The organism is Saprospira grandis DSM 2844 (genome assembly GCF_000275825.1).
GTDB classification, from domain to species: domain Bacteria; phylum Bacteroidota; class Bacteroidia; order Chitinophagales; family Saprospiraceae; genus Saprospira; species Saprospira grandis_A.
The window spans coordinates 2,338,827-2,361,990 of the sequence record NZ_JH719942.1; the positions used below are offsets into that span (position 1 = coordinate 2,338,827).

23 protein-coding genes are annotated in these 23,164 nt (G+C 44.6%); 14 read left to right on the top strand and 9 right to left on the bottom strand.

Annotated elements, in window-relative coordinates:
* The 3 genes from SAPGRDRAFT_RS23110 to SAPGRDRAFT_RS10725 all read right to left on the bottom strand — a co-directional run.
* On the bottom strand, window positions 1-675 hold a 675-nt coding region (locus SAPGRDRAFT_RS23110; protein ID WP_002659284.1), incomplete at its 3' end, for a hypothetical protein.
* 37 nt (window positions 676-712) lie between these two features.
* Window positions 713-1,480 carry a tail fiber domain-containing protein gene (locus SAPGRDRAFT_RS10720; protein ID WP_002659285.1) on the bottom strand — a complete coding sequence of 256 codons (768 nt, stop codon included), beginning with the start codon at window positions 1,478-1,480 and terminating at the stop codon, window positions 713-715.
* Window positions 1,481-1,667: 187 nt separating this feature from the next.
* On the bottom strand, window positions 1,668-2,633 hold the full coding sequence (locus SAPGRDRAFT_RS10725) for a T9SS type A sorting domain-containing protein (RefSeq protein WP_002659286.1): 966 nt from the start codon (window positions 2,631-2,633) through the stop codon (window positions 1,668-1,670).
* A 910-nt stretch (window positions 2,634-3,543) separates the two neighbouring features.
* On the opposite strand from SAPGRDRAFT_RS10725, the gene rplM reads away from it, so the two are divergent.
* The 14 genes from rplM (at window position 3,544) to gldN (SAPGRDRAFT_RS10805) (ending at window position 17,802) form a co-directional block, all read left to right on the top strand.
* The gene (gene rplM / locus SAPGRDRAFT_RS10735; RefSeq protein WP_002659287.1) at window positions 3,544-3,996 is read left to right on the top strand and encodes a 50S ribosomal protein L13; all 453 of its coding nucleotides are present in this window, start codon (window positions 3,544-3,546) and stop codon (window positions 3,994-3,996) included.
* A 17-nt stretch (window positions 3,997-4,013) separates the two neighbouring features.
* Complete coding sequence (rpsI, locus tag SAPGRDRAFT_RS10740; protein WP_002659288.1) at window positions 4,014-4,400, top strand: 30S ribosomal protein S9; 387 nt, start codon at window positions 4,014-4,016, stop codon at window positions 4,398-4,400.
* A 67-nt stretch (window positions 4,401-4,467) separates the two neighbouring features.
* Entirely contained in the window at window positions 4,468-5,193 is a 726-nt protein-coding gene (rpsB, locus tag SAPGRDRAFT_RS10745; RefSeq protein WP_002659289.1) for a 30S ribosomal protein S2, read from the top strand.
* Between the two features lie 43 nt (window positions 5,194-5,236).
* Window positions 5,237-6,073 (top strand): translation elongation factor Ts, encoded by an 837-nt coding sequence (tsf, locus tag SAPGRDRAFT_RS10750; protein WP_002659290.1) that lies wholly within the window; start codon window positions 5,237-5,239, stop codon window positions 6,071-6,073.
* 113 nt (window positions 6,074-6,186) lie between these two features.
* Window positions 6,187-6,906 (top strand): UMP kinase, encoded by a 720-nt coding sequence (pyrH, locus tag SAPGRDRAFT_RS10755; protein WP_002659291.1) that lies wholly within the window; start codon window positions 6,187-6,189, stop codon window positions 6,904-6,906.
* A 129-nt stretch (window positions 6,907-7,035) separates the two neighbouring features.
* Entirely contained in the window at window positions 7,036-7,782 is a 747-nt protein-coding gene (locus tag SAPGRDRAFT_RS10760; RefSeq protein ID WP_002659292.1) for a hypothetical protein, read from the top strand.
* A 12-nt stretch (window positions 7,783-7,794) separates the two neighbouring features.
* Entirely contained in the window at window positions 7,795-8,367 is a 573-nt protein-coding gene (locus SAPGRDRAFT_RS10765) for a hypothetical protein (RefSeq protein ID WP_002659293.1), read from the top strand.
* Window positions 8,368-8,539: 172 nt separating this feature from the next.
* Entirely contained in the window at window positions 8,540-9,589 is a 1,050-nt protein-coding gene (locus tag SAPGRDRAFT_RS10770) for a serine/threonine protein kinase (RefSeq protein ID WP_002659294.1), read from the top strand.
* A gap of 221 nt (window positions 9,590-9,810) precedes the next feature.
* A complete protein-coding gene (locus SAPGRDRAFT_RS10775; RefSeq protein ID WP_002659072.1) occupies window positions 9,811-10,806 on the top strand; it encodes a PorP/SprF family type IX secretion system membrane protein in 996 nt (331 codons plus the stop codon).
* Window positions 10,807-11,255: 449 nt separating this feature from the next.
* Entirely contained in the window at window positions 11,256-12,521 is a 1,266-nt protein-coding gene (locus SAPGRDRAFT_RS10780; RefSeq protein WP_002659295.1) for a gliding motility-associated lipoprotein, read from the top strand.
* Window positions 12,522-13,133: 612 nt separating this feature from the next.
* The gene (gene gldL / locus SAPGRDRAFT_RS10790; protein WP_002659296.1) at window positions 13,134-13,769 is read left to right on the top strand and encodes a gliding motility protein GldL; all 636 of its coding nucleotides are present in this window, start codon (window positions 13,134-13,136) and stop codon (window positions 13,767-13,769) included.
* 55 nt (window positions 13,770-13,824) lie between these two features.
* On the top strand, window positions 13,825-15,501 hold the full coding sequence (locus SAPGRDRAFT_RS10795; protein ID WP_002659297.1) for a GldM family protein: 1,677 nt from the start codon (window positions 13,825-13,827) through the stop codon (window positions 15,499-15,501).
* Window positions 15,502-15,723: 222 nt separating this feature from the next.
* Window positions 15,724-16,623: a gliding motility protein GldN gene (gene gldN / locus SAPGRDRAFT_RS10800; RefSeq protein ID WP_002659298.1), complete on the top strand. Its 900-nt coding sequence runs from the start codon at window positions 15,724-15,726 to the stop codon at window positions 16,621-16,623.
* A 363-nt stretch (window positions 16,624-16,986) separates the two neighbouring features.
* Window positions 16,987-17,802, top strand: coding sequence for a gliding motility protein GldN (gene gldN / locus SAPGRDRAFT_RS10805; protein WP_002659299.1), 816 nt, complete (start codon window positions 16,987-16,989; stop codon window positions 17,800-17,802).
* Between the two features lie 37 nt (window positions 17,803-17,839).
* Here gldN (SAPGRDRAFT_RS10805) and SAPGRDRAFT_RS10810 read toward each other — a convergent pair whose 3' ends face one another.
* The 6 genes from SAPGRDRAFT_RS10810 to SAPGRDRAFT_RS10835 all read right to left on the bottom strand — a co-directional run bounded on the left by SAPGRDRAFT_RS10810 (window position 17,840) and on the right by SAPGRDRAFT_RS10835 (window position 23,162).
* Complete coding sequence (locus tag SAPGRDRAFT_RS10810) at window positions 17,840-18,274, bottom strand: hypothetical protein (protein WP_002659300.1); 435 nt, start codon at window positions 18,272-18,274, stop codon at window positions 17,840-17,842.
* A gap of 31 nt (window positions 18,275-18,305) precedes the next feature.
* Window positions 18,306-18,839: a hypothetical protein gene (locus tag SAPGRDRAFT_RS10815; protein WP_002659301.1), complete on the bottom strand. Its 534-nt coding sequence runs from the start codon at window positions 18,837-18,839 to the stop codon at window positions 18,306-18,308.
* A gap of 176 nt (window positions 18,840-19,015) precedes the next feature.
* Window positions 19,016-20,467, bottom strand: a complete 1,452-nt coding sequence (locus SAPGRDRAFT_RS10820; protein ID WP_002659302.1) for a WG repeat-containing protein — start codon at window positions 20,465-20,467, stop codon at window positions 19,016-19,018.
* A gap of 210 nt (window positions 20,468-20,677) precedes the next feature.
* Window positions 20,678-21,358: a formyltransferase family protein gene (locus SAPGRDRAFT_RS10825; protein WP_002659303.1), complete on the bottom strand. Its 681-nt coding sequence runs from the start codon at window positions 21,356-21,358 to the stop codon at window positions 20,678-20,680.
* Window positions 21,348-22,292 carry a glycosyltransferase family 2 protein gene (locus tag SAPGRDRAFT_RS10830; protein ID WP_002659304.1) on the bottom strand — a complete coding sequence of 315 codons (945 nt, stop codon included), beginning with the start codon at window positions 22,290-22,292 and terminating at the stop codon, window positions 21,348-21,350. Before SAPGRDRAFT_RS10830 ends, SAPGRDRAFT_RS10825 begins: the two co-directional genes overlap by 11 nt.
* Before the next feature lie 180 nt (window positions 22,293-22,472).
* Window positions 22,473-23,162: a WbqC family protein gene (locus tag SAPGRDRAFT_RS10835; protein ID WP_002659305.1), complete on the bottom strand. Its 690-nt coding sequence runs from the start codon at window positions 23,160-23,162 to the stop codon at window positions 22,473-22,475.
* Window positions 23,163-23,164: the final 2 nt, after the last annotated feature.

Sequence of the window (23,164 nt, forward strand, 5' to 3'; positions counted from 1 at the left end):
ATAGGGCGGAGCAAATAGTCTTCCTCGCACACTATCCTGATAAAATGCAAAGCCTTCATAAAATTCTCCATAGGTTGCTAAAGATGAGGAACAGGCTAGTCTAGATATCTCTGGATGAAAGCCATCAGCACTGCCAATGTTTTTAATGACTCGACTAAAATAGAAGGAGGTGTAATTGCCTGAGCTAAGATTATATCGTTCAAAGGCAATTTGTCCCGAAATTTCCGCAGAGATACTATCTATATATAGGGTGTCTTGGTCTGGAAAATTGGAGTTGCCATTGCAAGTTGAGCGCGGATTGCGAACAATCAAAGAATCGCCTACTGTAGCATTAAAATCAAACTTGAGGATAAAGCTATTGCTAGTAGGATCATAAAAATAAAGACTATCATTAGACATGTATTCATACTCATAGCCCAAATGGTTCTCTATTCGACCAAGAATAGGACTGACGGAGTAGTATTGAAGGCGGCTAACGGCAATTTTTTTGACCGCTTGATTTAGAATCACAGTATCTTTCTCATAAGAATATTTAAGATAAGCGCCAGAGTTTGCGCTAAATGTTCGGTATACCCAAGTCGCTCCAGGGGGGCACCAAGCAGCCGTATCTGCTTGCTGGGCTTTTACAGTACTAAAGAGTAGGCAAAAAGCCATTAGGCTGAATAGAAACTTCATAAGTTTTGGTTTAAATATTAGAAGATTGAAAAGTTAACTATTGATTTTCTAACTTTTCTACACGTCTTTTTAACTCTTCAATTTGAGTCTGTTGTTCCTGTAGAGCTTTAATTAAAACAGGAACTAATGCCGTGTATTGTACACTATGGTAGCCATTGTCATCTGTTCCCACAATTTCGGGGAGGATTTCTTTAACCTCTTGGGCAATTAACCCCATACTAGTACTAGCTTCTACTTCATTTTTATTTTCCTTATCAGCGGCTATTGTTTTTTGCTTCATTTCAGTTTCTGCTCCTTCTTTAATGCCCTTGTATTTATTATCAGGGAAGTTATACTGATAACTAACAGGACGAAGCTGCATAATTGTAGAAAGACCGACATTTAAATTTTTAATATTTCTTTTAAAGCGCTTATCAGATGTTACAAAAACATAGTTCTGTGCGGATATACTCCCATGAACTCTTAGCTTATAGTTATTCTCAACAGGTCCTCCAATAGAGACATTACCATTGTCCCCTAACGCTAGAATATAGTTTTGTGCATTCCAAGTAGGCCAAGGTTTAAAGAAATTTAAAGCACCCGCAGATTCCCAGTACTCTAAAGCAAAGTGGCCATTTGTTGGAACAGCTGTTCCTGAGCCAAAAGATAGAACTTTGTATTGATCGTAACCAATCTGAACAAACTCATCTGAGCGCACTTTAAAGTGCCCGTTCTGAGCTTGTAGTTGAAATTGAATACAACCAATGAAAAAAACAAGTAGAAAATTTTTAAAAAAATAATTTGAATTGTGACTAAAGTAAAACATTTTAGTTGTGGTTTTAGATTAAAAATGAAGGCTCAAATGTAGTGAGTATATATTTAATATTGATATTAAGTTATTGTTAATAGCTCTATTCTGTATACAGAAGGTTTTTGGGACTGAAATTTAGAGGTACATAAAAAAGCCCAGCAGATAACTAAATCTACTGGGCTTTTGACAATCTGCATCCAAGCTATTGCTTCACAAATTTAGTTTGATAAAACTGTTGATCATCTGTTCGCAAATGCAAGATGTACATGCCCTTGGGCAAGTCTCGAATAGAAAAGTGGTTTTGATGCAGCTGAAAATGACGAACTTCCTGCCCCGCCAAATTATAAATGCTAAGATTCAATGCGCCATTTAGCGCTATATCTAGCCAAAGCTCATCCTGCGCTGGATTCGGAAATACCCGCACTTCTTTTGCTGCCGAAACCCCCGATTCCGTTCTGAAAATATTGCTGATGATGTTATCTACAAGGGTATCATTATAATTTTCGCTAAAAACTAGTCGGCCACGAAGACTGTCCTGATAGAAAAATAGCTGTTTATGGACATAGCCATCAATGGGCAGCGGACAGGTCATTTCAGAGACCTCGGGATGAAAACTCTCAAAACTACCAATGTTCTTAATAACTGGATTGAAATTAAATGAGGTGTAACTACCTGAACTAAGATTATATCGTTCAAAGGCAAGCTGTCCCAAAATTTCTGTAGAAACACTATCTATATATAGGGTGTCTTGGTCTGGAAAATTGGAGTTGCCATTGCAAGTTGAACGCGGATTGCGAACAATCAAAGAATCACCTACTGCCGCATTAAAATCAAACTTGAGGATAAAGCTATTGCTAGTAGGATCATAAAAATAAAGACTATCATTAGACATGTATTCATATTCATAGCCTAAATGGTTCTCTGTCCGACCAAGAATAGGACTTACGGAGTAGTATTGAAGAAAGCTAAGGGCTATTTTCTTAACCGCCTGGTTCAGAAGCAGAGTATCCTTTTCATAAGTATATTTTAGATAGCTATCTGGCCCCCAAGCCGAGACCGAATATACCCAAGTCGCTGCAGGGGGGCACCAAGCAGCCGTATCTGCTTGCTGGGCTTTTGTGACATTGAAAAACGTGAAAAGAGTAAGGAAAAGTAATAAATACCTCATAAGAATTTTATTTATAATTTTAAGATAATGGCAAATGTAGTTCTTTTTGAAAAAAAACAATTCAAAGTTAATATCTTTGTTAAGCTGGGCTGTTTTGGGGCCTCCGCTTCGCTCGTTGGCGCTAGGTTTACTCTCTTCAGGTTGTTTAAAATTTTGTGTTTCTCCTTTTCTGCGCCTAGGGACAAGCCCCTAGGCTAGCTTTTCAGACAGCCCTCTAAAGAGGGCCTTTGGATGAGGTTTTTTTTTGCGATAACAACTGAGCAAGGCCTTGTATATCAGCAGTTGAGGCCCTTTAGGGCTGACTCCATTGGATTAGCCTAGGGGCTTGTCCCTAGGTGATGAATGGCTGAATCCTGCTTTTAAGCACTAAGAGAAAAGCTAGCCCGAGCAAGGAAAAAGCTAGCCCGAGCAAGGAAAAAGCTAGCCCGAGCAAGGAAAAAGCTAGCTCATTAGGGGCATCAACAAAGTTCGTTTAGCTTCTGATTTAACAAAGCTTTAATAATTATACTCAAGAGAGGCTATTTAATTGCTAAAGAGAAGAGGAAGTCGGCCAGGCCTATATTGGCCCAGCGCTGCGGAGCGGGTGGCGCGCAGCGGCAGACCCAGGCGGCGGAGCCGCCGCAGGGCCGAGCAGCCTTGCGAGCCCCGCAGCATAGCGGCGGCCTACCGAGGCAAAGCCGAGCAGGCCGCGGGCCCCAAAACCCCTTGAAAAAGAGCGGTTTTAAAATTTTTGTGCGATTTTGGGGTTGATTTTCAGGGATTTAGAAAAGGGCAGTTGAAAAAACCCATAAAAAAGCTTCCGAATACAGAATAGGAATTGTACATTTGCAAGCGCTTTGGGCTAAAGTAGATTGTTTTTGTGCTCAAAAGCTGCTAATAAATTGATTACTAATATAAAATTATAGGAATTGTGGATACGCTGAGTTACAGAACACAGTCTGCAAAAAAAGAGACCGTAGAGCGCAATTGGTGGATTGTGGACGCAGAGGGTAAAACCCTAGGTCGTCTTGCTTCTGAGATTGCCAAGGTACTAAGAGGCAAGCACAAAGCATGCTTTACTCCTCATGTAGATACAGGAGACTATGTGATCATCATCAATGCTGAGAAAATCAACTTGACTGGTCGCAAATTGCAAAAGAAAGTATATTTGACTTATTCTGGTTACCCCGGTGGTCAGAAGTCGGCTACAGCAGCAGAGTTGTTGGCCAAGCGTCCTCGCCGCGTGCTAGAGAATGCGATCAAAGGTATGTTGCCCAAGAACAAATTGGGTCGTGCCACTTTCAAAAAATTGTTTGTATATGAAGGTTCGGAGCATCCTCATCAGGCCCAGAAGCCTCAGACTTTCGATCCTACTAATAAATAAAAGGCAAGTATTACGATATGGAAATGATTAACACTCTCGGAAGAAGAAAAGCGGCTGTAGCCCGTGTATACCTGCGTCAGGGAACTGGCCAAGTAACGGTAAATGGTCTTGATTATAAAGAGTACTTTCCTGCTATCCACATTCAAGGTAAAGTAGTAGCTCCTCTACATGAGGTAGAAGTACAGAACCTATATGACATCAAAGTTAATGTAAGTGGAGGTGGAATCAAAGGACAAGCTGAAGCGGTACGTTTGGGTATCTCTAGAGCGTTGGTAGAGTTGAACGAAGAGTTCCGCAGCCCGCTCAAGGTGAAAAAATACCTCAGTCGTGATCCTCGTTCTGTTGAGCGTAAGAAATACGGTAAGCCCAAGGCCCGTAAGAGCTTCCAGTTCAGCAAACGTTAATTTTATTTCTGCCATCTCTCTGCTTGGGGCTGCTTAGCGGCCCGAGCTACAAATTATAGATAAAGATATGCAAACACCTACTTATAAAGAGTTGTTGGATGCGGGTTGTCATTTTGGCCACATGAAAAGAAAGTGGAACCCCAAAATGCGTCCCTTCATTTTTATGGAGCGTAAAGGTATTCACGTAATTGACCTTAACCGCACAATTGAATCGCTAGAAGAGACTGCTAAGGTCATGAAGCAAATGGCTAAGTCTGGCAAAAAGATCCTTTTTGTTGGGACTAAAAAGCAGGCTCGCGGTATTGTAGAAACTGCTGCCCGCAGCGTAAACATGCCTTTTGTTACTGACCGTTGGTTGGGAGGTATGATGACAAACTTTGCGACTATCCGCAAGTCTGTACGCAAAATGCAAAGCATCGAGCGCATGCTCAATGATGGTACGCTAGATAATATCACTAAGAAAGAGCGTTTGGTGCTTAGCCGTAAGCATGCTAAACTAAACCGTATGTTTGGTGGTATTGCTGACCTTAACCGTCTGCCCCATACTTTGTTTGTTGTAGACATTAGCCATGAGCACTTGGCTATTGCCGAAGCAAAACGCTTGGGGGTTAGCACTATTGGTATCGTAGATACTAACTCTGATCCTACTGTAGTAGATTTTGCCGTTCCTTCTAATGATGATGCTTCTAAAGCCATCGCTATTGTGGTAAATTACCTCACTGAGGCTATCCGCGAAGGCCAAGAAGAAGGCAAAAAAGTGAAAGAGGAAAAAAAGGCTAGCGCCGAGAAATAAGCGACGACATCACATCTCACACCTTATAAACCAATAATTGACAATGGCTTTCAAAATTTCTGCAGCCGAAGTTAAAAAGCTACGCGACCAAACTGGCGCGGGCATGATGGATTGTAAAAAAGCCCTACAAGAAGCTGAAGGCGACTTTGACGGTGCTATTGAGTATCTTCGTAAGAAGGGCCAAAAAATGACCGAAAAGCGCGCAGACCGCGAAGCTAAAGAGGGCGTTGTTTTGGCACTCACTTCTGAAGATAACAGCAAAGGTATCGCTGTTCGTATTAGCTGCGAAACTGACTTTGTTGCCAAAAACGACGAATTCGTTGCTTTTGTAGCTTCTATCGCTGAGTTGGCCTTGGCTAACTTCCCCGAAAATGCTGAAGCTCTTGCCGCCCTAGAACTAAGCGCTGGCAAAACTGTAGCTGATGCTCTTATTGAAAAAACAGGGGTTATCGGTGAAAAAATTGAGTTGAATAGCTATGGCCGCGTTGAAGCTGCCAAAGTTATCTCTTATGTACACATGGGCAATAAAGCTGGTGTTGTTGTAGGTTTCAACAAAGATGTTGATAACCTAGAAACTGCCGGTAAAGATGTGGCTATGCAAATCGCTGCTATGCACCCCATCGCTGTAGATAAGGACGGTGTTGACGCTTCTGTAGTAGAGAAGGAGATCGAAATCGGAAAAGAGGTTGCCCGCAATGAAGGTAAGCCCGAGCAGTTGCTCGAGCGTATCGCCATGGGTAAACTCAATGCTTTCTACAAAGAAAATACGCTCCTTAACCAAGAGTTCGTAAAAGGACATAAGCAAACTGTTGCTCAATTCCTTGCTACACTAGATAAAGACCTTACGGTTACTTCTTTTGTACACATTACCCTAGGTTAATGCTTGTATAAGCAAATATATAAAGCGTTTCGATGCCGTCGAAACGCTTTTTTTATACCCAAAAATAGACAGAGACAGATCTTTTCAACAACTTCTAGAAGCTTTCTATTATCATGGCTAATTACAAAAGAGTCCTGCTCAAACTTAGTGGCGAGTCGCTGATGGGCGGCAAAGATTTTGGCATATCTCCCAAAATGCTCGTACATTATGCTTCCGAAATTCGTAGAGCTATCGACCAAAATATTGAGGTGGCTGTCGTTATCGGAGGAGGAAATATTTTTCGTGGACTAGAAGCCAAGGATTCTGGCATCGAAAGAGTTCAAGGCGATTATATGGGGATGCTCGCTACCGTAATCAACGGCCTAGCCCTGCAATCTGCCCTAGAAGCAGAAGGTATCTATACCCGCCTCATGACCGCCCTCGGTATGGATAAAGTAGCCGAACCCTATATCCGCCGCCGAGCTATCCGACACCTGGAAAAAGGCCGTGTGGTCATTTTTGCCGCAGGAACCGGTAACCCTTACTTTACTACCGACTCCGCCGCCGCCCTCCGCGCTAGCGAAATTAACGCCGATGTGATCCTTAAAGGTACCCGCGTAGATGGGATCTATACCGCCGACCCCGAACTAGACCCCAATGCCAAAAAGTTTGATAATATCTCTTTCTCAGAAATTATCCGCTCTGGCCTCTCTATTATGGATATGACGGCCTTTACGATGTGCCAAGAAAATGCAATGCCTATTGTGGTTTTTGATATCAATGAACCCAATAACCTGATCCGCATCCTGAAAGGAGAAGCCATCGGGACACTAGTGACCAACGATAGCAAATAAAATACAATAAGAACCCAAAAAAAAAACGCAGCCCCTAATGGCTGCGTTTTTTTTGACCCCACAGAAGCTTAAGCGTTTTAAATGAGTTCTAAATAATCTAACGTATCTTTAAGCCCTCAATACAAAACTATGGAACAAACAATACCCGCCACTTTTAAAAAGTTGGCTTTCTGGAACCTCTTCAGCTTCCTAGAACGAGCAGAAGTAAAAGAAGAAATGGTAGACCAATGGCTAGACGCTTTGGCCCAAGACTTTAAAGTGCAAAGAGAACAGTTCGATTTTAAAGTAGGCAACCAACGCCAAGAAGGCTTTAACCGCATTTTGGTCCTCGAATTTGACTGCGGCAGAGGCTATACCCTCCGCCTAGAATATACCCCACACCCAGAAGGAGGCGAAAAGTATCTCTACCTCTGCGCCCCACATCAAGAAAAACAACTGATGGGCTGGTGGAACCTTGAAAATTGGCACCCCTACGCCCTCTCCCCAGAAGAACTAGACCTCTTGCTCTCTTATTGGGAAAAACAAGGCGGAAAATGGACCAACCGCCATCTAGCACATGCCCTTCTACACGATTTTGTTGGCCTCGATAGCGAAGATGCTACCGCCGATTATGCCAGCAAAACCTTGAACGCCTTCAACGAACTCCGCATCAAGGGCTTTGCCAAGGTAGAACAAAAACCAATCGCTATCTTTTATTATGAAGATAGCGAGTACCACTGGCGCTACAATAGAAAACTCGGCTGGCTCTTCGAAAGCGACCAATATGCCTGCTATTCTATCCGTAATAAAGCCCACTCCAAAGGCGAAGAAGGCCGCTTCCCCTTTGAAGATTGGAATTACCTCATGAAACAAATTCGCCAAGAAGTTAGCCAATAAAATATACCCCCTATGCCTAAATTGTATCCCCTACTTATCCTCGCTTTACTGCTGTCGGCCTGCCAGGCTAACAAAAAATTGCCTAGCCAAACTCCCCAAAAAACAGCCTTTGTCCCTAGCCAAAAAGGTACGGTCTGGACCTATCGCTATACCTTTCATAATCAAGAAAAAGAACCAATAGAACAAAAACTCGAGCTGCTGCAAACAGAACAAAAAGCCGATGGACTCTACCTAGACCTCAATCAGGCCAAATGGATGCTCCGAAATGATAGCCTTTTTGTTCGCTGCCAGGGCCGTGGAGGAGGAGAGTTCCTAGCACCGCTCTATTTGCCCACCGCCGACTCTTGCACCTACAATACCTGCAAGGGCGATGTCTTTATGCAGGTAGAAGCCAAACGCCTGCCCCCAAAAGAGATTTTGGGCAAACGCTATGAAGATCGCTTTAGTTACCAAATTGGCCCTTATGAACGAGTGGAATATGCCAGGGGCCTGGGCCTGACTCTACATCAGTATTTTGGAATCGGCCAAAAATTAGAAACCCAAATGGAATTGATCGATTTTCAGCTGGGAGTAGGGGAGGACTAGGGGCCTCCGCTGCGGCTTCGCCTTGCGGCGCTATGTTGCGGGGCTCGCAGGTCTGCTCGGCCCTGCGGCGGCTTCGCCGCCTAGGTCTGGCCCTTCAGGCCACCCCTCCACAGCGCTAGGCCCAGCGGGCTTCGCCCGCTGCTAGACGCAGCATCAAAACTGTCAAAGAAAGATGAAAAATATCGCTGAATTTAGCCAGCAATACGAAATAGATTATGCTCGGCCTTTGCCGGCCAGAGGCTTGGGCTCTGTTTATCGGGCCAAGGACCAAGAGGAGCAGCTCTTGGCCCTAAAGGTCCTAGAGCTGCACCCCAATTTTGATGATGGACTCTTTGGCCGCCTCTATGAAGGGGCCAAAAAATTAGAACATCCTCATTTATTGCCCTATCAGGTGGTGCATATTTTTAGAGAAGAGGAGGTGGTCCAATACTATATATTAATGGACTATTGCGCTGGCGGGAATTGGGCCAGCCGCAGCAGCCAATTGACTACTGAAGAAAAGCGAGCATTGCTGCAAGATTTAGTCAAACTGCTGATTTTCTTAGAAAAAGAAGGACATTGCTTACAGAACTTAAAGTTAGAACATCTGTTATTTAAAGAAGAAGAGTCCTTAGACTGGCAGTTGATAAATTATGGGGCCAAGGAAAACTTGCCCAATTATTTTCATCTGGATTATGCCTATTTGGCACCAGAGCAACTGCAAAGGCAGGCCATTGGTCCCGCTGCAGATATTTGGGCTTTTGGGGTCTTGCTTACTGCTTTTTGGACCGGCCAATTGCCTTTTGGCCAAAAGTCGCCTCAGCAAACTAATGCAAAAATTAAAAATCGCATCCTGAAAGGGGAGCTGCCTAGGGAGCTCCTTAGACGGTTGCCCCTCGATCTGCGTTATTTAGTAGAAGGCTGTTTGCAAAAAGAGCCTGCCAAGCGCTGGCCCTCTTTTGAGGCCTTGGCCGCTGCCTGGGAAGCTGGTCCCGCTAAAGACTATGCTCAAAGTTGGGAGGCTGCCCCCAGCGCTGAAGTCTCTGTTTTGGAAACCTTGGCCTATATGGGCCAAGAAGCAGAAAAAACAGAGGCCCCAAAAGTAGAAGAGCAGTCGGAAAAGACGCCCTTTTTAGAAAGAAAATTTAAACGACAGAAAAGCAAGCCGATTACGATTTGGGAAATACTGCTTTGGTTGGGCGGGGCCTTGGCCCTAGGCTATTATCTCTCTAGTTTGAGCTAGTGTGCATGAATTTTGAGGGGACAAAATCGCCCTGGCCTAGCGATTTGAAAGGGTGGCCGAAGGCCAGACCGAGTTTTTGAGCGCAGCGAAAAACGAAGGGCCGAGCAGACCTGCGAGCCCTGAAACGACAACAAGCCCTTTAGGGCGCAGTTCGACGACCGAAGGGAGTAACCGCCGACGACCAAAAGGAGGCGGAGGCCCCAAATAAAAAAAGAAAAGCCATGAAAAAACAGTTACTCCTACTTTTTGCCCTCTTTTTCTTGGGGAATGCCTATGGGCAGCAGGCCGTGCAATATAGTTTGCAGCCCTGGAACCCCTACTATTATAATACAGCCTATGCGGGTTTAGATGAATCCTTGAGCATGACGGGCCAATTTCGGAAGCAGTGGACCGGTTTTGCGGGCAGCCCCTTGAGCTTTAATTTTTCGGCGCATTTGCCCATTAATTACATTAATAGTGGCCTGGGCTTTATGGTTGAGCAAGATTATCGGGGCTTGGATGGCAATGCCTACACCAACACCAACTTTCGTTTTTCTTATAACTACTTTATTGACCTGGGCGAGGGGAAATTATCTATAGGTGCGGCTTTTCGCTACTTGCAAAAGCGGGTAGATGGGGGGGCATTTCGGGCGCCAGATGGTTCTTATAATACAGATAGTGGAATTTTTGACCATAATGATGGGGTAATTCCCTTGGGTGTAAGTCAGGCGCAATCGGCCACGGCAGATTTTGGGATATATTATAAAAATGAGCGTTTGCAGTTGGGCTTATCCTCTAATTATTTGACCGAGCCTATTTTGGCCTTAAATGATCAGGCGGTGGACCATGAATTGCGCAGCCGAAATTATTTTTTATCGGGCTCTTATACCTTTGATATGGATGGGCGGGGCGATTGGAAATTGCAGCCGACCGTATTATTGAAAACCGATTTGACCAAATTTCAGCCAGAACTGGGTGTATTGGCGCATTATCAGGACCAATTTTATGGAGGGGTCAATTTGCGGGGTTATGATAGCAAAAGCTTAGATGCCGTTGTTTTAGTGATGGGCTGGCGCCTGAACAAGCAGCTAAAAATGGCCTATGCCTATGATTTGAGTGTATCGGGCTTGCGCAACTTCAATGGGGGCTCGCATGAAATTATGTTAAATTATAATTTGCAAGAACCTATCGGTAGAGAATTACCGGCTAAGGTCATTTATAATCCCCGATTTTTATAAGGAGAAAGGGAAGGAAATAAAAAACAAAAGTAGCTCTGGACAAAGGAGCTACTTTTTTTATTCTATGCAGATAGTTTTTATCTTTGTGGGTCCTCGGCCCCAAATTGTCAAAAAATAGAGTAAAAAGGGGGCGAAACGAAGCCCTCTAAAAGAAAGTTGGGAAAAAAGCAATTTTTAATAAAATAATTGCTTTTGCTCCTCCGTTTCTATGATGACTTTGTCAAGACGAAGCTTTGTACTGCAATGATTTTGGAATAATTTTCCAGTGAGCTGTTAACCTTGGCCTAGTTTTAAGATGAACAACTAAGAAAGAAAAAAGAAAAAAAGGCCTACTTGCCAAAAGGGCCTATTGCCTTTATATACGGATCATACGCAACTCTAATCTTTAAGCCTTTAGGATTGAGGGGCATTATTAACGAAAAACAACGAAATTAAACTCGGGTGCGAACATGAAAAAACAGCAAATTCTAGCCGTCATTGCCAGCACGTTGCTCCTGTTCTCTTGCGCTCCGCGCGATAATGGACAACTTATAGGTGTTATGGACCGTCCCTCTTGGTCGCCTATCAATCCTTACGGAATGCAGTACGTGCCTTCGGGTGCCCTACATATCGGTCCCAGCGATCAGGATGTCAACCAATCTTTGGTAGCTCGACCCAAACAGGTCTCTATCCAAGGATTTTTTATGGATGATACAGAAATTACCAACAATGAATACCGCCAGTTTGTACACTGGGTGCGCGATTCTATCGCTCACGTACAAATGGGCCATACTGTAGACCATCCCAATGGCGTTCAGGGCGTTGACTGGGAGGCTGAGCTCGATTGGGAACCCGGTGGAGCACTAGACGGAATGTTCTATTCTGGTGCCGAGCAATTGGGGGACCGCCGAAATATCGATATCCGCCAATTGGTCTATGATTACCAATGGTATGACTGGAAAAAGGCCGCTCAGGACTTTGACTGGAAGACGGACTTTAACCGCTTCTCTAAAGAGAAACACAATCGCGCCGATTATATCCGTAAAGATGCTATTCGCATTTATCCCGATACCCTTTGCTGGATCCGTGACTTCACTTATTCTTATAATGAGCCCATGACACGGAACTACTTCTGGCACCCCGCCTTTGACGATTATCCCGTTGTGGGTGTGGCTTGGAAGCAAGCCATGGCTTTTTGCTACTGGAGAACTAACCTTTGGAACGCTTTTGAAGAAGTTAATACAGAGGATTTCCGCCTGCCCACAGAACACGAATGGGAGTATGCCGCCCGTGGTGGCCGCGAATTGGCTCCTTACCCTTGGGGGGGATACTATGTGCGCAACGCCAAAGGCTGTTTGTTGGCCAACTTTAAGCCCGGCCGTGGTGATTATCCCGCAGATGGTGGTTTGTATACCGTAAAAGGTGATGCTTATTTCCCCAATGATTACGGTTTGTACTGTATGGCTGGAAATGCTTCTGAATGGACCTCTTCTGCCTATTACGAAAATGCCTATGCATTTGTACACGACTTGCAGCCCGATATCCGCTTTGATGCCGAAGAAGATGATCCCAACACTTGGAAGCGTAAGGTAATCCGCGGAGGTTCTTGGAAGGATATTATGTACTATATCCAAACGGGAACTCGCCACTGGGAGTACCAAGATACCACGAAGTCTTACATCGGTTTCCGTTGTGTATTGACCTTCCTCGGTCGCTCAATCAATGACTTCAACTAGGCTACTTTTAGCTAAAAATACCTTAGGCGCTATATCTTAATGATGTGGCGCCTTTTTTATTGTTTTTTGGGGCCTGCCGCCTGCGGCGGCCGGGCTGTGCACTGGCTCGCTACTCGCTCGGCCCTTCGCTTTTTTCGCTGCGCTCAAAAGCTCGGTCTGGCCTGAGGGCCACCAGTTACCATCCCTAGGCCTGCGGGCGCTTCGCGCCCTGCTAAGCGCAAAAAAGAGAGGCGGCCAAGCAAGAACAAATTGGCATTTTATAAAAAAATTGATATTTTTAGGCAACAAACTGTAACCAATACCCAAGGGCTGTATTAAGAGAATAAAATAGCCCCCCAAAAGGCAAAAAAAAGGGATGAAAAAGCCCAAATAAAAAGAAAAGAACCCAAATAAAATTTGGGCAAAAGAGCAAAAGAAAAACTGAAAAAGCCCATTAAAAGGAGCATTCAAAAAAAATGTTATAAAAAGTGTAACGATTTTAAGAAATTGTCTTATACTTACGAACCCTTAGCCTCAAGGAGGCCCTCGAGCTAAGGGCACACTATTATTACTTTCTTTATTATTGATTGAGAAAACCCTTTTCATTCACTAACCATTTAAAACTTTAGCGTCATGAGTTTTATTCATTCTAGTGGCTTCGCTTACATCAAAAACTTGATTATCGGTGTAGGTGCATCTGTTGTACTTGTAGGAGCCCTCTTTAAAATCCAATCTTGGCCCTTCGCCTCTGAAATGTTGACTGCTGGTCTTTTGACTGAGGCAGGTCTATTTATCATGATGGGTGTTCTTCCTCCCCACAAAGAGTACTACTGGGAAAAACTATACCCCGGACTAGATTCTCACGGTGGATCAATCGAAGGTGCTATCGGACAAGGTAGCGGATCTAGCTTTGATGGTGATGCCCTAAACGTAACAATCGAGAAGTTGGGTAGCCAGATGGGTAACATCAAATTGGATACTACTGGAATCGAGAACCAACAAAAAGCTATGATCGGTGAACTACAGACCATGGCGAAGAGCATGACTTCTTTGAAGGCTCTTCAAGAAGCTGACTTTGGCGAAATCAAAAAAGTAACTCAAGGTGCTGGCAAATTTGCTTCAGCTTTGGGTGAGGCCGTAGAAAGCATTAGCGAATCTCTAGAAGATACTCGCGTATACAAAGAGCAATTGACTCAGTTGAACAAGAACCTCAAGTCAATGAACTCTGTCTACGGTAATGTTCTTTCTGCTATGGGCCAAAAAGCCTAATTCTAGCATAAAGTACAAAAACTGAATTTTGAATTCCAAAAAATCATTATAAACTATGGCAATTCCAAAGGAGCCACGGGCACTGATGATTAACCTGATGTACCTCGTACTGACGGCTATGTTGGCCTTGAACGTCTCGGCCGAAATCATCAATGCCTTCTTTATGCTCGATAAGGGTATTAAACACACAAACGAAATCGTTGGTGAAGGTATTAAGGAGTCTATTGAAGCTATGCAAAATACAGCTAAAGATAAGTCTCACCTACAACCTATCGCTGATGCTGCCAAAACAGTTCCAGCTCAAATTGAAGAGCTAATGGGCTACATTGATACGCTTCGTGTAAATATTACTAACGGATCTGGTGGACTTTATTCTACCGCTGACCACAAAGCAAAGTGGGAAGGTAAAGGATTTACTATTGGTAAAATCGTTGAAGGCGCCGAAGAAAAACTCGACGGTAAGCCTAAGGGTAAGAAAAATAAAGATATTACCCAACGTCTTTTGGTAGATGACGGTCAGGGAGCAAAACTAAAAGAGCTTCTAGACAAAACTCATGACAAGTTAATCAAAGTAGTAGATGACTTGGTTGCAGAGGTAGAAAAGAACCCTATTGACGGGGTGAAGTTTGATCCTAACCAAATCAAAAAACTAAAGGAAAACCTTGTACTCGAGAAAACAGATGACAAAGTTTGGCAGGATGCTGGTAAGCCCTCTTGGGAGGCTTATGTATTCGGTTACATGCCCGTAGCCGCTTGTTATCCTCTTTTCCGTAAGTATCAGAATGATGCGAAGAATGCAGCTTCTCAGGTAATTAACTTCCTATCTGCGAACATGGGTACCAAGTCATTGGTTTATGATCAGTTTGCAGTATTTTCTTCTTCTAAAAAGCCTTATATCCTTTTGGGTGAGACTTATGAAGCAGAAATCGCCTTGGGTGCCTACTCTAGCCAAGCAGAATTCTCTGTAAGCGTAAGTGGTCGTTCTCTTCCTGTAGAGAATGCGAAAGCCAAGTTTACGGCTAAGCCTTCTTCTGTGGGTACGCAGAAGTACACGGCTACTATTACTGTAAAGAACCCTGCTACTGGTAAAACTGAAACTGTAACTGAAGAGTTTGCCTATGAAGTAGGTGTACCTTCAGTAACTGTTGCTGCCGACAAGATGAACGTATTCTACATTGGTGTAGATAACCCCATTTCTGTAGCTGCTGCTGGTGTTTCTTCAAATAATATCTCTGTATCTGTTTCTGGTGCTGGTGGAGCAAAACTCAAGCCCGCTGGTAAAGGTAAGTATATTGTGAATGCTACTAAGATGACTAAGCAAGGAGCATACTGTAACATCGTAGTAACCAACAAGAAAACAGGAAAGGCTTTGGGCTCTTACCCCTTCCGTGTGAAGCGTATTCCCGATCCTATTGCTATCTTGACTAACGGTAAATCAGATGGAACTGTAAAAGCTGGTGAAATGCGCGTACAAAGAGGTCTTATTGCTAAATTGCAAAACTTTGACTTCGATGCACAGTGTAAAATCCAAAGCTTTACTATGTACTACACACCTCCTCGTCAGGACCCCGTTCCTGCCAAGAACAATGGTGGTACTTTCTCTGGTACAGTATTGAGCTCTGTTAGATCAGCTAAACCTGGTGGATCTTTCCAATTCGTTGATGTGAAAGGTCGTTGCCCCGGTGATGCTGTAGGTCGTAAACTAAACGGCTTGGCTTTCCAAATTCGATAGAAGTTTTTGGTAGCTGAATAAAATAGAAGTTGGTTGTCTTTCGTTAACATAAGGAAGCAACCAACTTTCTTTATTAGTGATAGAGGCTCCACAACCAAAATCACTTCCTTCGCATTCGGTGAGTCTTTCACAAGCGAGAGAAAGATTACGCTTTTTTTCTTTCTTAACATTTAACTCACTCTGAGGCCCTAGCTAAGCCTCGCACTTAAATTGTTAAATTCAATGAATGCTACTGCCTTATTTCAGTCTGCCTTGGTATTTATGTTTCTGTTGGCTGCTAACCTAACAGTTTCGGCTCAAAGGATGCCTATTGGCACTACCGAATCAAACAATCCAATTCAGGAAACACCCCGTGACGATATCTATGAACGTCATATCAACTCTAAAAAGTTGATCATCCCTTATGACTATCTACATGAAAAAGATGTCTTTTGGGAAAAACGCGTTTGGCGCCTCATTGATGTGCGCGAAAAGCAAAACCACCACTTTGCCGCTGTGGCCACTACTGGCCGTAAGCCGTTTATTATGATTCTTTTGGATCATGCTCGTAAAGATGATATTGCCGCCTACTCGGTGCAAGGTCTAGAAGGAGCCGATGGAGATAACTTTAGTAACCCCATCCCAAAAGAAGAAATGCAGACACTAGGGACCAAAATTGACACTGTTGTTACTTTTGACCCCGAAACACTAGAAGAAATTATCGAGCCTGTTGTCAACCCCTTCAACCCTGAAGACGTACGACAGTTCCGCCTCAAAGAGGTTTGGTTCTTTGATGAAGAAACTTCTGCCATGGATGTGCGTATCCTCGGTATTGCACCTATCCAAGATCGTTATGATGATAATGGAAACTTCATTAACTCTGGTCCCATGTTTTGGGTATACTACCCCGACATCCGTCCAGTTTTGGCCCAACACGCTTGCTATAACCCCACCAACGACTTGAATACCATGAGTTGGGAGGATGTCTTTGAAGCAAGACACTTCTCTTCTTATATTATCAAGGAATCTAATGTGCATGATCGCCGTATCCAAGATTATAAGTCTGGTGTAGATGCTTTGCTAGAAGCCGATAAAATTAAGGAGCAGGTCCGTGACTATGAGCATGACCTCTGGACATACTAGACCCTGGTCTACAGAAAACAGCCAAGCTGCTTTCTACTTTTTTAAGAGACGTTCTATACGAATAGAACGTCTCTTTTCGTTTTTAGAATAACTTGGTCCTATTTCTGCGTATTGCAGGGCCCAGTATGGGCCCGCAGGCTGAGGGATAGAAAGTGGTGCGGCGTAGCCGCAGACCAAGGCGGCTTGCCGCCGAAGGGCCGAGCAGACCTGCGAGCCACGACATAGCCCGACCCGGCCGCAGGCCGGGGCAGCCCCCAATTATTTGGCTTAAAAAAAATAGTCCTATAGAGATAAGCTTTACTCCTAACTTGCCGCTAAAAAAGGCATATAGATGTACCTACCGAACTCATTAAAAATGATACTATGGCTTATCCTAAATTGATGATTTGGGCGCTGCTCTTTTTTGGGCCCCAACTAATTTTTGCGCAACATACTTTTGAGACCCCAAAAAATGACCAAGAGCTCAGTAGCCAAGCCGCTCCGCCCCTTTTGCAATACTCGCATTTGGAAGAGCGAGACGTTTTTTGGGAAACCCGAATTTGGCGAGATATTATTGTGGCCGAAAAAGCAAATCAGCATTTTTCCGCTATAGACCAAGAGCTGATTGCGGCACTGATTAAGGCCGCCGAATATGGTGAAATTACGCTTTATCACCCCATAGATGACCGCTTTAGCCAGCCGCTTTGCCCTGCCGACCGAAAAGCAATTTTGGGCGAAACCGATACCACAACCGTCATTGATCCAGAAACTTTGGAGGAGGAGCATATTGCTATTTATACGCCCCTCAATTATCAAAATATTGTGGCCTACCGCCTCAAAGAGGTCTGGTACTTTGATTTGCAAAGAGGAAAACTAGATGTGCGAATTTTGGGCTTGGCCCCAATTGTAGAAGAGTATGGCGAGGATGGAGAGTTTTTGGCCCGCCGCCCCCTCTTTTGGGCCTATTATCCAGATGCCCGACAAGCACTGGCCAAAAGCAGAAGCTACACGCCTTATAATACGCCCATGAGCTGGGCCGATGCCCTAGATGCCCGCTTCTTTAGCTCCCTGATTATTAAGCAGTCTAATTTGCAAGATCGCCGAATTGAAGATTATGCCGAAGGGATGCAGGCCTTGCTAGAAGCCGAGAAAATTCAGGAGAAAATCCGAAATTTTGAACAGGATCTCTGGACCTATTAAAGCAAAAAGGGTAGCCGATTCATCGGCTACCCTTTTTTTATTGGCGATGCAAATGCTGTATTTTGGCCCCAAATAAACTGTCTAACTTTGGATAGGTACAATTTTTTTTGAGCAAAGAAAAATGCAATTGGTTAATCTTTAAATCTACCTCAAATTCATTTTTCAACTGAAAATACTCCCGAACATTATCCCGAATTGGATCATTATAGGTGAATTGGGCACAGTAAAGCCCCTCATTTTCTCCTTTTTCCAAACATTCACAGGTTTTTACGGCAACAGCCTCTAAACGAAACTGGCTAAAAATACCCAACTGACGAAGCTGAAGGTCCAAGACCTCCGCACTAAGGATATACTCGGGCCGAGTCTTTTTTCTGAAATCTACCTCCTGCAAAACGTAGACGGTCCCCAAAACGCCTATGGCCAAGGCAAAAAGGACAAAAAACAAGGAGCGAAAAGAGGGACTTTTTTCCATGATAGCACTTTCTTTTAATAGAAATAATAGCCTATTTATTTTGTTGTTTGTCTCGCTGCAACGCCCCCACTAAATTAGAAATTTGCGCCCGCCGAACACTATTGCTGTAGGTCATGATTCTAAAATATTTGCTATCCTGATAATCTACTTCCCACTGCGCATAGGCCTCTTCCGTCTCGCTGAGGATGTTGAGCATACGCTTATTTTTCTGGACCAAAGGCAGCTGAATAATCAAGGGCATGCGTTGGTCAATTTTGCGCTGTAGCTCAAAAAGCGAGGACACATCTTTAATTTTTCCGCCTTTGGCCTGCTGCACATACTTGAAAACAAGGTCCATCTCAGAAATCGTTTTGAGCAAGCTCTCCGACAGGCTTTCGTCTTCTTCTAGCCATTTTTTGGCCATTTCTCGGCTCAGGTTTTCCGCAGAAAGCTCTTCCTCTTCTTGCACATTTAAGCCCATTTCTTGCCAGCTTTTTAGCTCGCCCTGAAGCAATACTTCTTTAAGGATAAATCCCCCAATGACTAGGCCAAGCACAACGGCGATGGCAATGGTTGTTTTTTTCATTTTTCTTTGTTTTTTTGGGGCCCGCGGCCGGCTAGCCTTTGGCTAGGTCGGCCGCCGCTATGCTGCGGGGCTCACAGGTCTGTTCGGCCCTGCAGCCGCCTTTGGCGGCTTTGGTCTGGCCTTCGGCCACCCACTCCGCAGCGCTGGGCCAAGGACCGCCTGGCCCTTAGCCGCTATTAAAGTTTATACTTAAAGCTTTTATTTCCTTTGATCAGTTCTATTTCTTGGCTACCTCTGGGGTAGCTGTAGGTTTCCCACTTAATGGGTTCAATAATTCGGCCACCAACCGCCACTACACCCCATTTTCCGCCTTTTTGGACCAAAAAACGGCCTTTGGGCAAAATGACCACATCCTCATATTTTGGGGGCAGCAAAATACCCTTTTTTAGAGAAACTACCCCCCATTTTTCGCCATCGGCGGCAAAGAAGTAGCCCTCTTTCCTAAAGTCAAAGTTGGTAAAAGCGGGGGCAATGAGTTCTCGGTTTTGGGCATCGACCACGCCCCATTTTCCGCCTTTTTGGACCATAAAGGTGTTGCGGTCAATAATGTGCAGCTGATTATATTTTTTTGGGGGAATCAAAATGTCTTTTTCCACATTGGCCACTCCCGCCTTGCCATTGAGCTCTATAATAAAGAGCTGATGCCGCAAAAAGTACTTAATGCCATCATAGGCAAAATTAAAATAGCCTTCGCCCTCATACATGTAGTCTTCTTTGCCCTTGTAGCGAGCCATCAGCTTGTAGTTGTCGGGGTCAATGCCAATATCATCATAGATAGGATCCAGAATAGTGTCCAATTTCCCCAAAGAATCTAGCCGCAAAATACCATACTTATCTTTTTCTAAGACCTTGAGCCAGCGCAGGGGCAAAAAGGAAAAGGGTTCGAGCTCCTTGTATTTTCGCTCAATGAGTAATTTCCCCTCATCGTTGGCAACGCCCCAGAGCCCATCTTTATAGACCGTAAAAAACTCATTGAAGTATTCTATCCGCTCAAAGCTGAGCTCGGGCTGCAATTCGCAGGGCGAATTGCCATTTTGGGCCAACCAATTATATACGGACCAAAGTTGTTTATTCTCTTGGCGAACTAAAGAGTATTTAGGTTCTAGATTGTCATAAATATGCGCAAAGCAAATGGGCAAATATTCTTCTCCACGAATAGTGAGGATACCCCATTTTTCTCCTTTTTTGACCTTAAAATAATTGCCATCAAACATGATTTCATCATAAATGGGGGCCAGCCATTCGCTACCATCTTCATTAAAGATGCCGTACTTTCCACCAACTTCTACAAAGATGCGGGCTGGGTCTAGTTTATAGCGATAATTGACCTTATCGTATTTTGGGGGCATCCAAGCGCTGAGGTCCTTATTTAGTAGGCCCCATTTTCCATTTTTCTGAATTTCGTAATAGCGCAAATCTTGTTCTAGGCGAAACTGATATTTGATGCTATCATAGGCGGCGGGGCTGAGAATTTCTCCCGTTTCTCGCTCATAAAAGCCCCAGAGGGTTTTTTCGCCCAATTTGACCTTGTAAATATTGTCCATCAAAAAGCTGCTGTCGGGCCGTTGGGCCTTTAGGGGCCCAAAAAATAGGAGGGCCAAACAGCAGATAAAAAAGAATCGAATCATAAGAAAATAGTTTAGTAGCTAGACGGAATTTCTGGATGGCTGCCAGGCCCTATTGGCCCAGCGCTGCGGAGTGGGTGGCCGAAGGCCAGACCGAGCTTTTTGAGCAAAGCGAAAAAAACGAAGGGCCGAGCAGACCTGCGAGCCCCGCAGCATAGCGGCGGCCAACCGAGGCGCAGCCGAGCTGGCCGCGGGCCCCAAAAAAAGAAAAAATTAGATATTTTGCCAAAATGTTTCTTGCTGCAACTGCTCTGGAATTTTGGGGCAGGGGTGTAGGCAAATGCGCTGCCCATTTTCCCATTGAATGCTTGTTGGCTGCTCGGCGATTTTTTGGCCTTCTAGTTGAGCAAAAGCGGCCCAAAGTGCAAGTCCACCCGCCCGAAAAGTTTGCTCAATATGGTTTTTTGTACTCTTTTTTTGCCAAGCGGTAGCAAAAATGCCTTGGGCCAAAATAGGTCCAGCATCTACTTTTTCCTTTACCAAATGCGCTGTGGCTCCAAAAAATGGCGACTGCTGTTTTCTGGCGGCTTCTAGGGGGGCTAGGCCAATGAGGCCAGCAAAAGCAGGTAAAAGCGAATAATGCAAATTGACCCAATGGGCTTCAGAAAATTGGGCCAAGGTTTGGGCATCAATAATTTTATGGATATTGGTAACGATCAGATCGGCCTGCAATTGGGCCAAATACTGCCGCAACTCCTCGGGCTGGCTCTGCCGATAACCAATTTGCTGGGCAAAAATGCCTTTTTCTTGGGCCCAAATCAGGGCGGGGCAAGGCCGATCGGCCAAAACGCCAACCAACTCCCCCTCCAAAAGGCCAAAGGCCAAGAACTTGGCCAATAATCGGAGATTGCCGCCCCCGCCCGAAACCAAAAAAACATAGCGCCTAGTCTTCATCTTGCTCTTCATTTTCTGAGGCGCGGAGCCAAAAATTGGGCCTTCGGCTGCTGCGCTGATTGATACGGTGGATATACTCGCCCAAAATGCCAATGCCCAAAAGAATCAGACTGAGCCCAAAGCCCAGGATAATCACCAAACTGCTATAGCCTGGAATAATATCGTTGAGGAGCAGTTTTCGGAGCAAAATGTAGAGCGAATAGACCGAAGATAGTATAAATATAATGATCGAAATGCCCGAAAGTAAGCGGATGGGCAGGTCCGAAAAAGTAATTAAAATATTGATGCTATGATTGAGCAATTTGCGCAGGGTATAGCCACTTTCTCCGGCCTGCCGCTGCTGATGACTGACCCGCACACTGCTCACCTGCTGCGTAATCCAGCTCAGATAACCATCTAAAAAGGTGTAAGAATTATTCATCTGCAGGCAAGCCTTGGCCATATCGCTACGAATCAGGCGAAAAGGGCTATAATGGGGGTGTAATTGGGGAATGGCCAAGCTCAAACTGCGCTGCATCAACCAAGAGGTCAGGTTCCGAAAGCCATTGTGCTGTCGCTCTTCAAAGTAGCCATAAACCAAATCAAAATTGCCCTTTTTTTGCTCGGCAATTAGGGCCGAAATATCGGCGGGGCGCTGCTGTAAATCCTCGTCCATCGTAATGACCCAAGGGGCCCGAACCTGCGCAAAACCGCAGATAATGGCATTGTGTTGGCCAAAATTTCGGCTCAGTTGAAAGGGGCGGACACGAGTATCCTGAGCCGCCAATTTTTTCATGACCGCCCAGGAATTATCGGGGCCGCAATCATGGACCAAAATAAGCTCAAAGCTCAAATTGGCCCCCTCAAAAAAGGCCTTAATTTCTTGATAGAGTAGGGGTAAACTCTCTTCGCCTCGATAAACGGGGACCACAACAGCATAGGCTACAGATGACATCGCTAAGTCGTTAAAGTTGGATGATTTGGGGCTGCCCCTCGCTTTGCTCGGGTCGGGCTATGCGGGGGCTCGCTGCTCGCTCGGCCCATCGCTTTTTCGCTGCGCTCAAAAGCTCGGTCTGGCCTTCGGCCACCCCCTACTATCCCTCAGCCTGCGGGCGCTTTGCGCCCTGTAAAGCCGTTAAATGGACCGAAAAAACTGCTTGGCGGCAGGCCCCAAATGAAAAAATAGGTCTAAAATACTGACCGCATCGCTAAATGGCGGATAAAGTTGCTCATAAGTAGGGTAGGGGCCATAATTCAAATACTCCAATTTGATATTAGCCGCCTCAAAAGCTTCTTCATGGATATAGGCTTTGGCTGCAGGGCCCGACAAATAATGTTGGGCATCAATTTGCTGTAAGAGCTCAATCAATCGCAAACTAGGGTCTTGCTTTTGCAAGTCAAAATGAACGCTTTCTAGAACCTTTGTTTGTATCTGCAGCTCATTTAGGGCCCAGAGAATAAAGCGCTTATTGATTTGAGAGAGAAAAGGGCTGTCCTCTTCCAAATAAAGGGCCTTAATTTGCGGGGCATATTGCTTAAAAAAAGGCGCCTTGGCATAATGCGTCTGCCAGCTATTCCAGTGCTTTTTGGCCCAATTGGCCTGTGCAACTTGCGTATCGGCAATGCGTTGTTTTAGCTGCTTTTGACGAACGGGAATCGTTAGCCATTGTAGCCCTTGGGCGGTTTTTATACGATTTCGGTTGCGCCAATCGTTCTTGGTATATTGCACACAATCGTAAAGTACAAAAACATCGGCTTGGGCAATGGCCTCAAAGTAGCCTTTCCAAGGAATATAATTAGATTGACAAATAAAAGCCTTGCGCATAA

Coding starts and splice junctions, on each gene's coding strand:
- SAPGRDRAFT_RS10830 (WP_002659304.1), bottom strand. CDS start 22,292: ATGTCATCTGTAGCCTATGCTGTTGTGGTCCCCGTTTATCGAGGCGAA.
- SAPGRDRAFT_RS10725 (WP_002659286.1), bottom strand. CDS start 2,633: ATGAGGTATTTATTACTTTTCCTTACTCTTTTCACGTTTTTCAATGTC.
- SAPGRDRAFT_RS10825 (WP_002659303.1), bottom strand. CDS start 21,358: ATGAAGACTAGGCGCTATGTTTTTTTGGTTTCGGGCGGGGGCGGCAAT.
- SAPGRDRAFT_RS10770 (WP_002659294.1), top strand. CDS start 8,540: ATGAAAAATATCGCTGAATTTAGCCAGCAATACGAAATAGATTATGCT.
- SAPGRDRAFT_RS10835 (WP_002659305.1), bottom strand. CDS start 23,162: ATGCGCAAGGCTTTTATTTGTCAATCTAATTATATTCCTTGGAAAGGC.
- gldN (WP_002659299.1), top strand. CDS start 16,987: ATGGCTTATCCTAAATTGATGATTTGGGCGCTGCTCTTTTTTGGGCCC.
- gldN (WP_002659298.1), top strand. CDS start 15,724: ATGAATGCTACTGCCTTATTTCAGTCTGCCTTGGTATTTATGTTTCTG.
- SAPGRDRAFT_RS10795 (WP_002659297.1), top strand. CDS start 13,825: ATGGCAATTCCAAAGGAGCCACGGGCACTGATGATTAACCTGATGTAC.
- rpsI (WP_002659288.1), top strand. CDS start 4,014: ATGGAAATGATTAACACTCTCGGAAGAAGAAAAGCGGCTGTAGCCCGT.
- gldL (WP_002659296.1), top strand. CDS start 13,134: ATGAGTTTTATTCATTCTAGTGGCTTCGCTTACATCAAAAACTTGATT.
- tsf (WP_002659290.1), top strand. CDS start 5,237: ATGGCTTTCAAAATTTCTGCAGCCGAAGTTAAAAAGCTACGCGACCAA.
- SAPGRDRAFT_RS10810 (WP_002659300.1), bottom strand. CDS start 18,274: ATGGAAAAAAGTCCCTCTTTTCGCTCCTTGTTTTTTGTCCTTTTTGCC.
- SAPGRDRAFT_RS10720 (WP_002659285.1), bottom strand. CDS start 1,480: ATGTTTTACTTTAGTCACAATTCAAATTATTTTTTTAAAAATTTTCTA.
- SAPGRDRAFT_RS10815 (WP_002659301.1), bottom strand. CDS start 18,839: ATGAAAAAAACAACCATTGCCATCGCCGTTGTGCTTGGCCTAGTCATT.
- SAPGRDRAFT_RS10820 (WP_002659302.1), bottom strand. CDS start 20,467: ATGATTCGATTCTTTTTTATCTGCTGTTTGGCCCTCCTATTTTTTGGG.
- SAPGRDRAFT_RS10760 (WP_002659292.1), top strand. CDS start 7,036: ATGGAACAAACAATACCCGCCACTTTTAAAAAGTTGGCTTTCTGGAAC.
- SAPGRDRAFT_RS10765 (WP_002659293.1), top strand. CDS start 7,795: ATGCCTAAATTGTATCCCCTACTTATCCTCGCTTTACTGCTGTCGGCC.
- SAPGRDRAFT_RS10775 (WP_002659072.1), top strand. CDS start 9,811: ATGAAAAAACAGTTACTCCTACTTTTTGCCCTCTTTTTCTTGGGGAAT.
- SAPGRDRAFT_RS10780 (WP_002659295.1), top strand. CDS start 11,256: ATGAAAAAACAGCAAATTCTAGCCGTCATTGCCAGCACGTTGCTCCTG.
- rpsB (WP_002659289.1), top strand. CDS start 4,468: ATGCAAACACCTACTTATAAAGAGTTGTTGGATGCGGGTTGTCATTTT.
- pyrH (WP_002659291.1), top strand. CDS start 6,187: ATGGCTAATTACAAAAGAGTCCTGCTCAAACTTAGTGGCGAGTCGCTG.